A 12,815-nucleotide genomic window follows, 5' to 3' on the forward strand; every position below is an offset into this window, starting at 1 on the left:
ATGACCCGGCTCCTGCACATTCAATGCTCGCCCCGCCTGCGCCGCTCCGCCTCCCTGGAAATCGCCCACGGCTTCATCCAGAGCTACCGACAGCAACGGCCGGACACCGAGGTCACCACCCTGGACCTGTGGAGCCTCGATTTGCCGGAACTCGATCAGACGGCCATGGACGCCAAATATGCACAACTGGCCGGCCAGCCCCTGGGCAATGCCGAACAGCGGGCCTGGGCCCGGCTCCAGGCGCTGGCAGAGCCGCTGCACCAGGCCGACCTGCTGGTGCTTTCCATCCCCCTGTGGAATTTCAGCATTCCCTACAAGCTCAAGCACTTCATCGACCTGGTTTCCCACCAGGGCATCCTCTTCAGCTTCGACCCCGAGAACGGCCTGCAAGGCCTGCTGCGCAACAAGACGGCGGTGGCGGCCTACGCCCGGGGCCTGGACTTTTCTTCCTGCTCCAGCACACCAGCGCCGGCATTCGATTTCCAGAAGCCCTATATAGAGGCCTGGCTGAATTTCATCGGGATTGCCAACCAGCACTCGCTGATCGTGGAAAAGACCATCCTCGGCCCGGACATCGACCAGGCCTCGCGACAGGCGGCCGCCGAGCAGGCACAGGCCCTGGCGCAGCAACTGGCGGCCCGCCAGTACTGAACCATACCCGGGCCGGCGCCGCGCAGGAGCCTGCCCGCCAGGCCCACCCTGCTCTTTACCGCCGAGCCCAGGCATCCGCAGTGAGCATTACCCTCGCGGGGGTCTTGCCACTTATCCGGCTGCGCCCGCCGCTCATCAAAAAAAGCTGTAACGACACCTTCACTTCCTGCATTTCGGGTCTATAAACAATTCACAAAATCCTTCGCTTCGAATCACCACCCGTTCACCCATGCCCTTGTCGAGCATGGGGTGGTGCTGGAAGCTGGCCCCAAGGAGCGGGAGTTGACCGGAAGTACCACGCTGCACCGTTTCACCTTCAGGCCCTGGCGTCATCGCGAGCTGCTGCGGGCACTGATCGAACGCGAAGTGATAGGCCGCTACCGCGGCTCGATCGCCGGCCTGCTCTGGTCCTTTCTCAACCCCTTGCTCATGTTGCTGGTGTACACCTTCGTGTTCAGCGTGGTGTTCAAGGTGCGTTGGGGAACCGACAACGACTCGAACACCCAGTTCGCCCTGCTGGTGTTCACCGGGATGATGGTCTTCAACCTGTTCTCCGAATGCCTCACCCGAGCCCCCGGGCTGATCCTGAGCCACGTCAACTATGTGAAGAAGGTGGTGTTCCCCCTGGACATGCTGCCCTGCGTGATGCTCGGGGCGGTGCTGTTCCACACGCTGGTGAGCTTTGCCGTCTGGCTGCTGTTCCACCTCCTGGCCTTCGGCCTGCCGCCGCCCACCGCTCTGCTGTTTCCCCTGGTGCTGCTGCCCCTGGTGCTGTTCACCCTCGGGCTGTCCTGGGTCCTCGCCTCCCTGGGGGTCTACCTGCGGGATGTTGGCCAGGTCATCGGTGTACTGATGTCGGCCCTGCTGCTGATGTCGGCGGTGTTCTATCCGCTGAGCGCCCTGCCTGAGGCCTACCGGCACTGGCTCTACCTGAACCCCTTGACCCTGGTGATCGAGTCCTCCCGCGACGTGCTGATCTGGGGCGTGGTGCCCGATCTCGGCCTGTGGCTGATAGAGCTGAGCGTCGCGCTAGGCGTGGCCTTCCTGGGATGGGCGTGGTTCGAAAAAACCCGCCCGGGGTTCGCCGATGTGCTCTGAACTGGCGATCAAGGCCCAGGGCCTGGGCAAGTGCTACCCGATCTACGACCAGCCCCGCGACCGCCTGCTGCAACTGCTGCTGCCCCGCGGCAAGCAGCGCTATCGCGAATTCTGGGCCTTGAAGGACGTTGCGCTGGAAGTGCGCAAGGGCGAAACCCTGGGCATCATCGGCCGCAACGGCAGCGGCAAGTCGACCCTGCTGCAACTGATCTGCCGCACCAGCACCGCCTCCACGGGCAGCGTGACCAGCCATGGGCGGATCGCCGCCCTGCTGGAGCTGGGCTCGGGGTTCAATCCCGAGTTCAGCGGCCGCGAGAACGTCTACCTCAACGGTGCGGTATTGGGCCTCAAACGCGCGGAGATCGAGGCGCGTTTCGACGAAATCACCGCCTTCGCCAACATCGGCGAATTCATCGACCAGCCCACCAGGACCTATTCCAGCGGCATGCTGGTGCGCCTGGCCTTTGCCGTTTCGGTGTGCGTGGAGCCGGATATCCTGATCGTCGACGAAGCCCTGGCCGTCGGCGATGCTTCCTTCCAGTTCAAGTGCCTGGAACGCCTGGAGCGCCTGACCCGACAAGGCACGACCCTGCTGTTCGTGTCCCATGACATGAGCATGGTCAAGCGCTTCTGCAACCGTGCCCTCTACCTGCGCGACGGCGAAATCCGCGCCAGCGGTGCACCGGAGGCGATGGCCGAGCTGTACCTGCTGGACATGCGTGACGAACAGCGCCGCTGGGCCAGCGCGGGCGCCGTCCAGGTCAGCGCCAAGACACCGCTCAACCCGAAGCACGGCATGGCCTTCGGCACCCCTGAAGGGCGGATCACCTCAGCCGTGTTCAGCAATACCGGGGCGCTGTACTCAAGCTTTGCCCACGGCGACATGATCGAAATCGCCATCGATGCCCAGGTCAGCGACGCCATTGCCCGCCCCAATATCAGCCTGACCATCCAGGAAGCCCGGCTGCTGGTGGTCAGCGGGGTCAACGTCGCCCTGCAATGCGGCGAGTCCCGGCAAGGCTGGCGCAGCGCCTCGGTGTGCCTGCGATTCGCCGCCAACCTGGCGGCCGGGCGCTACCACATCACGCTCAAGCTGATGAATGGCGAAACGGAAGAAACCTCCCACCTGATTGAAAAGCAGGTGGCCCTCCTGGCGTTCGACACCTTGCCGGGCAACAAGCACTTCCTGGGAATCGTCGACTTGCACATCGAACCTGTCACCCGCCCATCGCAGCAGCTCCTGGCAGTCGAGGAGCGTTCATGAGCGACAAGCAATGGCAAGTCGCGATCTTCGGTACCTTCGATGTAGCCAACTACGGCGACCTGCTGTTCCCCCTCATTGCCGAAGCAGCATTGCAGGCGCGCCTGGGCAAGGTGCGCCTGCACGCGTTCTCCTATCACTCGCGCAGCACGCCGCAATGGCCCTACCCCGTCACCTCGGTCAGTGAACTGCCCCAGCTCATCGATAGCCTGGACGCAGTGCTGATCGGCGGCGGCTTCATCATTCGCTTCGACAAGGTCATCGCTGCCGACTACTACCCGCCCGACCCGCAGATCCATCACCCCACCGGGTACTGGCTGTCGCCTGCGCTGATGGCCCTGCAACACAATGTGCCGCTGATCTGGAACGCCCCCGGCATGCACTGCAACCCGATTCCATCCTGGGCGGCCCCGCTGGTCAGGCTGACCCTGGAGCAAAGCCCCCACGTCCGGGTGCGCGATGCCCTGTCTGCAAACACCCTGTCCGCGCTGAGCGAGCAGGCCCAGGTCGAGGTACTGCCGGATACCGCCTTTGGCCTGCCCAGCCTGATCGACCGGCAGCAACCCTCGGCGGCCTATCGCCAACTCTGTGCCCAGGCCGGCCTGACCGGGCCCTATCTGGTGGTGCATGCGATTGCCGGCCTGGAGAGCTTTCTCCAGCTATGGAAAACCCACAACGCGCTGTTCAGCCAGTGGCAGCTGCTGCTGTTGCCCATCGGCCCGGTGCTCGGGGACCATGAGTCGATTCTCGGGGCCGACCTGCCACGGGCCGTGCGCCTGCCGGCCTGGCCAGAGCCACTGCTACTGGCGGAGATCCTGGCCCAGGCCCAGGGCGTCATCGGCCACAGCTATCACCTGGCGATCACCGCCCTGGCCTTCGGCGTACCGGCCTTCTGTTCGGCCAACCTGAACCAGGGCAAGTACACCGCCTTGCGCGCATACCGCGGGATCCGCCCCCTGCCCGCCGAACAGCCCATCGATCCCCAATGGTTCCTGCAACACCTGAGCGAAACGGGGCCCTGCCCCGAGGTGATCGCCGCGCAAGAACAAGTGCAGCGCCATTGGGACCGGGTAGCCGAACTGATCGCCCAGGGCCCGCGCTCCACCAGCCAGGCGCTGAACCGCTTCTGGCAGGCCCTGCCCGGCCTGCTGGAGGCCCCCCTCCCGGACTGTCGCGAGGCAATCCTGAGCAAACAGGCCGAACTGGATGCGCTGAAAATCCAGGTACAGCAGTTGACGCTACTACGCCGCCACCAAACGGAACTCACCAGTCGGGTCGATGCCGAGCTGGGTCGAATCCATCGCTCCAACTCCTATCGCCTCACCGCGCCGTTACGCTCCCTGCGGCGGCGCCTGCAACATTTATTGGGAAGATGAATACGATGCTGAATCTGCCAATGCTGACCAGAGCCCCCTTGCACACTCAGCCCTTTCGCTGGGGGCGGATCACCGAACTGTATTCGCCCGCGGACGCCGCAGCCCTGGTAGCGACCTATCCCCGTGACTCCTTCAAGACGGTGTCCGGCTATGGCGGAGAAAAGGACTACGAGTACCATGCGCGGCAACTGGTGGAAATGGGCACCGGGCGCATTATCCACGAGCAGCGCCTGAGCCCGGCCTGGCGCAGGCTGGCCAGCGACCTGACCGCACCGGACTATCGCCTGGCGCTGTCGACACTCACCGACATGGACCTCAGAAACGCTCCCATGGAGGTCAATGTCTTCCACTACGGGCCGCAGGCCTGCCTCGGCCCGCACCCGGACCTGGGCGACAAGCTGGTGACCCATATCCTGTATTTCAACGATTCCTGGGACATCGAGGACGGTGGCTGCCTGAATATCCTGGGCTCTGCCGACCCCACGGATGTGGTCGCGGTGATCCCGCCCCTGGTGGGCACGTCGGCAGTACTGGTACGCGCCGAGAACTCCTGGCATGCGGTGACGCAAGTGGCAGCGAATTGCCGGACTTCACGGCGCAGCATGACCGTGACCTTCTACCGGCCCGGCTCCCTCAGCTCAATGTGGCCCAGTGGCGACCAGAGCCCACTGCACAACTATGAGCCCGCTCATGACTAAGTCCCACTCGCAGGAGCAGGAGTCGACCCGGCTGCGGCTCGAGCACGCACAGGCCATCCTTCAGCGCGATGCCGCCCTGGCGCATATCGAACATATGCGGCGCTCGCGTTCCTGGCGCCTGACCCGCCCCCTGCGCATGCTGATGCAGCTGCTGCGGCACGGGGTGATCAACGACGAGAGCGAGTACCCGACTCACCTGCCCTCTCTCGTCCAGCCTCTGCCAGCTTCCACCCCCTTGGAGCCCGATATCGTGGAGGACTCAGCACCCGGCTCTGCTGCTCAGCATTTTGACCTGCTGTGCTTTGCCAATATCGACTGGTCCGCCAGGTTCCAGCGACCACAGCAACTGATGACGCAGTTCGCTATCCAGGGTTATCGGGTGTTCTACATTATCCTTTCGCCGCTACCCGCGGCAGAGCGGCCCTATGCGGTGCACCCAGTCGCTCCCGGGGTCTTCGAAGTCACCCTGCGCGGGCTTGCACGGCAGGACTACTACGCCACCTGCATCACCGAAGGCAACCTGCGCGCCAATGCCGAGGCGTTGCAGGCCCTGGTGAGCGACTACCGGATCAAGACGGCGGTGTCGGTGGTTCACCTGCCCTATTGGACGCGCCTGGCCCTGCACCTGCGCAAGGCATACGGCTGGCCCGTGCAATACGACTGCATGGACGAATGGCAGGACTTCCCGAACATCGGTCAGCCCTTGCTGGACCAGGAACAGGTACTGGTGAAGCAGGCTGATCTGGTAACCGTCACCGCCTCCGTGCTGTACGACAAATGGGCCAGTACCAGCCGTCGCTGCCAGTTGGTTAGAAACGGGGTGGACTTCGACTTCTTTGCCCGATGCTGTACACCCAATACTCTGCTGGAGGAGCTTCAAGGCCCGATCATCGGCTTCTATGGTGCCCTGGCCGAATGGGTCGATTTTGAGCTGGTGGCGGCCATCGCCCGGCAACGACCAGAGTGGAATCTGGTGCTCATTGGCGATGTGTTCGTCCGTGACCTGGCCGGCCTCGACCGCTTGCCCAATGTGCACCTGCTGGGCCGCAAGCCTTACTCGCAGATGCCGCAATACCTGTACCACTTCGATGTCTGCATCATTCCTTTTCGCCTCTACAACGTGACCCACGCGGTGGATCCGGTGAAGTTCTACGAGTTCATCAGCGCCGGCAAACCCGTGGTCGCAGTGCCGCTGCTGGAGATGCAGATCTACGAGCCTTACCTGTATTTCGCCGACGGGCCGTCTGCCTTTGTCACGCAGATCGAAAGAGCCCTCGGGGAAACCGATCTGCAGCGCTGGGACCAACGGCTGGCACTGGCCAGGGAAAACGATTGGCGGCAACGCTTCGAAGACACGCGCGATGCGCTGGTCGAACTGTTTCCGAAGGTCTCGGTAATCATCGTCACCTACAACAATGTGCAGCTGACCCGCGGCTGCATCGACAGCCTGCTGCGCAATTGCGCCTACCCGAACCTGCAACTGATCATCGTCGACAACGCCTCGCAGGACTCCACCCGCAACTACCTGCGCTACCTGGCCCGCAGCGAACCCAATGTGAGCATCGTGCTCAACGAACAGAACCTGGGTTTCGCCGCCGCCAACAACCAGGGCCTGCGCCTTGCGCAGGGCCACTACCTGGTCCTGCTCAACAACGACACCGTGGTGCCCAAGGGCTGGCTCGCGCCCCTGCTGCGCCACCTCGACGACCCGGAGGTGGGGTTGGTGGGGCCGACCACCAATGCGGTGGGCAACGAGGCCCGGGTCAACATCAACTACCAGGACCTCGACGACATGGAGGGTTTCGCCGACCGGCGCGCCAGCCAGTACCGCGGGCGCTGCTTCGACATCCCGATGCTGGCCATGTTTTGCGTAGCGATGCGCCGCGAAGTGCTGGATCAGGTGGGCTGGCTGGATGAAGCCTTTGGCATCGGCATGTTCGAAGACGACGACTACAGCCGGCGAGTCCAGGCCTCCGGCTTGCGCACCGTATGCGCCGAGGACAGCTACATCCACCACTACGGCCAGGCCTCGTTCAAGGCCCTTATCGCCAGCGGCGAATACCAGCGGTTATGGGACAAGAACCAGGCCTACTTCGAAAGCAAGTGGGGGCCCTGGCAACCCCATCGCCAAGTACGCCGCAGAGCGAACGCCGACGCCACGGAAATGAAGCTCACCGACTGAATCGGCAGCCCGATACACCCACAAGGAAGATGCCGAACGTGCTGAAAAAAATAATTCAACAGCTCAGTGGTCGGGCAGTCGCCGTCCCTGTCCCCCCGGACGACATGAGCGAGGAGCAGCGCAAGGCGCAGACCGCCGAGCACTGGTCACAGAACCAGGCTGGCTCGGATGCGTTTTCTGCGGATGTCTACTGGCTGGCAGTGCCTGCGGTGCAACAACGCCATCAGCAAAAGGCCACGGCCGGCAGCGGTCATGCTCACTGGGTACCCTATTGCCTGAACACCTTTCTGGCGGGCCGGTTACCGGTGCCGCGTATGCTGAGCATCGGCTGCGGTACCGGTACCCTGGAACGCGAGCTCTACAAACTCCAGGCCTTCCAGGACTGCGACGCCGTGGATATCGCCCCGGCGGCGCTGGACACCGCCCGGGCAGAAGCGGCGGCGCTGGGGGCCCGGACCCTGCACTACAGCCTCACCGACGTCGAGCGGGTGCAACTGCCCAGCGCTCATTACGACGCCGTCTGGTTCAACGGTTCACTGCATCACATTCGCCAATTGGAAAAGGTCTGCGCCAATGTCCGCCAGGCCTTGAAGGCAGACGGCTGGCTGTTCTTCAACGAGTATGTCGGCGCCAATCACTTTGCCTTTGACCAGGCCCAGTGCGCAGCCATCAGCCATGCCTTCGCCCTTATTCCCCCGGCCATGCGCCGCTCTTTCGTCCAGGGTTCCTACGGTCAGGTGCAGAACAACGTACCGCTCCCTGATCCACAAGAGGTGGTGAAGGTTGATCCGTCCGAGGCCGTGCGCTCCCAGGACATCCTCAAGGTGGTGGAGCAGCACTTCGAGATCCAGGCCCTCAACACCTGCGGCGGCACCCTGCTGCAATTTCTGCTGCATGGTATCGCCGGCAATTTCAAGGCCGATGATCCCCAGGCGATGCGGGTGCTGCGGATGCTGTTCGACATCGAAGACGGGCTGATCGAGTCGGGCACCCTGAACAGCGATTTCGTGATCGTTGCCGCGACCCCGAAACAGTCGGAGTCCGTGCCTTGACTCGCTCTGTATCCGGGGCGCGGCAATGAGCACCGCCCTGTTCCAGCGCTGGCGCCGCATCTATCACCGCCTGCCGCTGCCTTACCTGCTGAAAGCCTTGATCCAGCGCCTGTATCACGGCGTGCTGGGACCTGGCTGGCGGGCCCTGCGTCGGCATCAGCGGGCCGCCAAGAGTTTCGTACCCGCTTGTAGCGTGCTACCGGCGGCCGACCAGCAATGGCCAGATTACGTGGTCTGGGGTGCCATCGACTGGGATTTCCGCCAGCAGCGTCCCCAGCACCTGGCCCGCGGCTTGAGCACCAGCGGACGCCGGGTTTTCTATGTCTCGGCCAGCCTGGAGGACGACGCTCGCGACGGTTTTACCTTGCGCCCGCTGGATGACCGAGGGCGGCTGTTCGAAGTGCGGCTGTTTGCACGCACAGCCCCGCTCCTCTACCACGCTGCCCCGCAAGAGGCCGTGGTCCAGCAGTTGCGTCGCAGCATCGGCGAGTTATTGAGCTGGGCCCATTCGAGCCAGGTGATCTCCCTGGTCCAGCACCCGTTCTGGGCCCCCGTGGCCGGGGCGCTGCCGGCCAGCCGCCTGGTCTATGACTGCATGGACGACCATCAGGGCTTCGGCAACAACGCCCCGGACCTGCTGCAACTGGAGCATGAGCTACTGCGCGAGGCCGATATCACGCTGTTTGCCTCGGCGTGGCTGGAACGCCACTGGAGTCGGCACTGCCCACCTGCAAGCACCGGGCAACGCGCCGTATTGCGCAATGCCGCCGACTTCACCTATTTTTCCAAGCCCCCGGCCCAGTGTTATCAGGACCCGCAAGGCCGTCCCGTGATCGGCTACTACGGCGCGCTCGCCCAGTGGTTCGATGTGGATCTGCTGGCCGCCATCGCCGAAGCCTTCAGGCACTGCACGATCCTGCTGATAGGCGCAGATACCGGGCGGGTTGGTGCGCGCCTGCAGCGCCATGCCAACGTCAGGCTGACCGGTGAAATCCCCTACGCACAGCTGTCCGCCTACCTGCAGGCCTTCGATGTCTGCATCCTGCCGTTTAGCATCGAGGCACTGACCCTGGCCACCAACCCGGTCAAGGTCTACGAATACCTGAGTGCCGGCAAGCCGGTGGTGGCGGTGGATCTGCCCGAGCTGCAGGAGTTCGGCCAGCAGGTATCCATTGCCAGGGATACCCCCTCCTTTATCGAAGCCATCGCCCAGGCGTTGCAGGAACCTGCCTGCGACAGCACTTCCCGCCAGCGCCAGGAATTCGCCGCACAACAGACGTGGGAGCACCGGGTAGAACAGTTGAAGGCCCTGGTTGAAGGCGAGCAAACCGGGCCCCTGATCAGCGTGATAGTAGTGACCTACAACAACCTGGCATTTACCCACGCCTGCCTGGCCAGCCTGGCCGCCGATGCTCTGGGCCGCAATCTGGAAATCATTGTCGTCGACAATGCCTCCACCGACGGCAGCGTCGAATTCCTTCGGCAGTGGGCCAGCGACAGCGCTCACTCGCTCATCCTCAACCCCGGCAACCTGGGTTTCTCCGCGGCCAACAATCAGGGCCTGGCCCGGGCTCGGGGCGAGTTCCTGGTCTTGCTCAACAACGACACCGAGGTCACCACTGGCTGGGCGCAGACCCTGCGCCACCACCTGCAACGCAACCCGGGGCTCGGCCTGATCGGGCCGGTAACCAACAACATCGGCAACGAAGCGAAGATCGAGATCAGCTACCGCAGCCTCGAGGAGATGCCTGGCCGCGCCCGCCAATACACCTGGCGCCATGTCGGCCAGGTGGTGCCCTGCGCCACCCTCGGTTTCTTCGCGGTCATGATGCCCAGGTCGACCTATGAGCGCGTCGGGCCCCTGGATGAAGCCTTCGGCCTGGGCTTTTTCGAAGACGACGACTATTGCCGCCGAGTCGAGCAAGCAGGGCTGTCCTGCGCCTTTGCCGAAGACGTGTTCATTCATCACCATCTTTCTGCCTCGTTCAGCCAGATGCCCGGCAGCCAGCGCCAACAACTGTTTGAGCGCAACAAGGCCCTGTACGAGGCGAAATGGGGCCGACTCTGGACTCCCCACACCGCCAGGGAGCCATCATGAAGCTGGTTTATCTGTCACCGGTCAGCTGGCACAGCTTCGCGCAACGCCCCCATGAACTGGTGCGCCAGTTCCATGCGGCCACCCAGGCCCCCGTGCTGTGGGTCGAACCCTATCCCACGCGCTTGCCGGTACTGGCCGACTTGCTAACCCGCCCGCCATACCAGGGCCCGACCGTCGCCGTGCCGGACTGGCTGACCCTGGCCAGGCCCCGGGCTCTGCCCATAGAGCCCCTGCCCGGCTCGGGCTGGGTCAATCGCCTGTTCTGGCAGGAGCTCAAGCAACAGATCCGCCATTTTGCCCAGGCACCGACCCAGCTCGGCATCGGCAAACCCTCGAGGCTGGCCCTGCAACTGCTGCAGGAACCGATCTTCGCCGGCAGTTTCTATGACGTCATGGACAACGTACCGGCGTTCTATCGCGGCTGGTCGCGCCGTGCCATGCACCGGCGCCAGCACCAGACCGCCCGGGCTGTGGTCACCGCCCTGGCCTCTTGCACGACTTTGCAGCGCTACTGGCAACGGCAACAGGTCGATACCCGGCTGCTGCTCAATGGTTGCGCCAGCGAACGCCTGCCTGCCCTGCCCCTGTCCCGGCGCGCAGCACATGGAACACGGCCGGTGTTCGGCTACATCGGCACCCTCGCCGAGTGGTTCGACTGGGAATTCGTGCTTGCCCTGGCCGTGGCCTTTCCCGGGGCCGAGGTACGCCTGATCGGCCCCCAGCACGGACCTTCGCCCAGGGCACTGCCGGACAATATCCGGTGCTTGCCGGCGCTGTCCCACGAGGCCGCGCTGCAAGCCATGGCCGAGTTCGATGTCGGCCTGATCCCGTTCAAGTGCAACGACATCACCCGCTACGTCGACCCGATCAAATACTACGAGTACCGGGCCCTGGGCTTGCCAGTGGTCAGCACCGCATTCGGCGAAATGGGCACCAGGCGCCATCTTCCGGGAGTGTTTCTCAGCGACAGCCTCGACGACATCTCCCGAGTGATCCACCAGGCGCTGACGTTTACCGAGCCCCTGGCCGAGACCCTGAGGTTCCGCGAAGCCAACTCCTGGGCAAAACGCTTCGAGGGGGCCCATGCCGCGTTCCTGTGATGTGGTGGTGGTCAACTACAACGCCGGCCTTCTGCTGGAGGACTGCGTGATCTCGGTGCTGGCCCAGGACATCAACCGGCTGGTGCTGGTGGACAATGCCTCCCATGACGGCAGCCTGGAACAGGTTGCCACCCGGTTCGCTGCCGATGAACGCCTGCTCATCCTGCGCAACTCAAGCAACACCGGCTTCGCTGCGGCCTGCAACCTAGGCGCTAGTCACTGCGAGCAGCCACACATCCTGTTCCTCAACCCCGACACCGTATTGCAACCGGGCGCCTTGCAAGGAATGATCGACGCCCTGCGCCACACCCACGATCTGGGCATGGCAGGTGGCCTGTTGTGCAACTTCGACGGCAGCGAACAGCCCGGTGGACGTCGGGTCTTCCCCACTCCACGGCGGGCAATAGTACGCGCCCTCAACCTGTCGGGCCTGGCCTGGCTCTCGCCGCGACTGTTTTCCGACTTTCTTCTGCACCGCGAGCCCCTGCCCAGCCGTCCGACGCAGGTAGAAGCCATTTCCGGCGCCTGCATGCTGGTCAAGCGCGAAGCCCTGGACAGCGTCGGCGGCTGGGACGAAGGCTACTTCCTGCACTGCGAGGACCTGGACCTGTGCATGCGCTTTCGCCAGGAAGGCTGGAAAGTCTGCTTCGTACCCCAGGCCAGGATCTTTCACGCCTGGGGCGCCTGCAGCCGCACCCGCCCGGTGTTCGTCGAATGGCACAAGCACCGAGGCATGATCCGCTTCTATGGCAAGTTTTTTCGTGAGGACTATCCCCGGGTCCTCTCCTGGAGCATCTGTGCAGGTGTCTGGCTACGATTCAGTTTCGTGGTGGGCTACCACTGGCTGGCGCAGCTGGGACGGATGCTCGGACAGCCTCGCTAGTCCGGCAAAGGCTCAGAGCACAACGTCGGCGTGGCACTTCCTGATAAACTGCGCCAATTCGTCACCCCGACAACCGCCATGACCACAGGCGGTTGCCCCGCAAAGCGACAAACATCCCATGCCCTTTACCGCTCCAAGCCCTTTCCGTTCAGAACCTTCCCGGCGCTTCAGCGTGGCGCCGATGATGGACTGGAAGGTTTTTTCGTCCCAGCCTTATTTTTAAAAGCCTCTAGACCTATCGAACAATATTCGTACCACCTTTGTACCACCTAGCTTCCTTACTCCTACCTGATTAAATGCAACCTCTCGGGCGCGTTGCTATGCTCGAGGCTTCACACAAACAAAATATGCGCATTACCAACACACCCAAGGCCCAGGACCAACGCGAGGGAGTTGGCATTTGGATTTGAATCCAT

At 63.5% G+C, this 12,815-nt stretch carries 10 protein-coding genes; all 10 read left to right on the forward strand.

Annotated features, from left to right (window positions below):
* Nucleotides 1-651: an FMN-dependent NADH-azoreductase gene (locus tag M2395_RS10860; protein ID WP_123430333.1), complete on the forward strand. Its 651-nt coding sequence runs from the start codon at nt 1-3 to the stop codon at nt 649-651.
* Between the two features lie 282 nt (nt 652-933).
* Nucleotides 934-1,749, forward strand: coding sequence for an ABC transporter permease (locus M2395_RS10865; protein ID WP_015634879.1), 816 nt, complete (start codon nt 934-936; stop codon nt 1,747-1,749).
* Nucleotides 1,739-3,013 (forward strand): ABC transporter ATP-binding protein, encoded by a 1,275-nt coding sequence (locus M2395_RS10870; protein ID WP_011060350.1) that lies wholly within the window; start codon nt 1,739-1,741, stop codon nt 3,011-3,013. The genes M2395_RS10865 and M2395_RS10870 overlap by 11 nt, the downstream gene beginning before the upstream one ends.
* Nucleotides 3,010-4,386, forward strand: a complete 1,377-nt coding sequence (locus M2395_RS10875; RefSeq protein WP_015634878.1) for a polysaccharide pyruvyl transferase family protein — start codon at nt 3,010-3,012, stop codon at nt 4,384-4,386. Before M2395_RS10870 ends, M2395_RS10875 begins: the two co-directional genes overlap by 4 nt.
* 5 nt (nt 4,387-4,391) lie before the next feature.
* On the forward strand, nt 4,392-5,084 hold the full coding sequence (locus tag M2395_RS10880; protein ID WP_015634877.1) for a 2OG-Fe(II) oxygenase family protein: 693 nt from the start codon (nt 4,392-4,394) through the stop codon (nt 5,082-5,084).
* Nucleotides 5,077-7,266: a glycosyltransferase gene (locus M2395_RS10885; protein WP_123430332.1), complete on the forward strand. Its 2,190-nt coding sequence runs from the start codon at nt 5,077-5,079 to the stop codon at nt 7,264-7,266. The genes M2395_RS10880 and M2395_RS10885 overlap by 8 nt, the downstream gene beginning before the upstream one ends.
* Nucleotides 7,267-7,370: 104 nt before the next feature.
* On the forward strand, nt 7,371-8,318 hold the full coding sequence (locus M2395_RS10890) for a bifunctional 2-polyprenyl-6-hydroxyphenol methylase/3-demethylubiquinol 3-O-methyltransferase UbiG (RefSeq protein WP_041116981.1): 948 nt from the start codon (nt 7,371-7,373) through the stop codon (nt 8,316-8,318).
* 25 nt (nt 8,319-8,343) lie between these two features.
* Nucleotides 8,344-10,416, forward strand: a complete 2,073-nt coding sequence (locus tag M2395_RS10895) for a glycosyltransferase (protein ID WP_123430331.1) — start codon at nt 8,344-8,346, stop codon at nt 10,414-10,416.
* On the forward strand, nt 10,413-11,516 hold the full coding sequence (locus M2395_RS10900; RefSeq protein WP_123430330.1) for a hypothetical protein: 1,104 nt from the start codon (nt 10,413-10,415) through the stop codon (nt 11,514-11,516). Before M2395_RS10895 ends, M2395_RS10900 begins: the two co-directional genes overlap by 4 nt.
* Nucleotides 11,500-12,399 carry a glycosyltransferase family 2 protein gene (locus M2395_RS10905; protein ID WP_123430329.1) on the forward strand — a complete coding sequence of 300 codons (900 nt, stop codon included), beginning with the start codon at nt 11,500-11,502 and terminating at the stop codon, nt 12,397-12,399. Before M2395_RS10900 ends, M2395_RS10905 begins: the two co-directional genes overlap by 17 nt.
* The last annotated feature ends 416 nt before the right edge of the window (nt 12,400-12,815 follow it).

The sequence above is a fragment of the Pseudomonas sp. BIGb0176 genome (genome assembly GCF_024810175.1).
In the GTDB taxonomy this organism is placed as follows: Bacteria; Pseudomonadota; Gammaproteobacteria; order Pseudomonadales; family Pseudomonadaceae; genus Aquipseudomonas; species Aquipseudomonas protegens.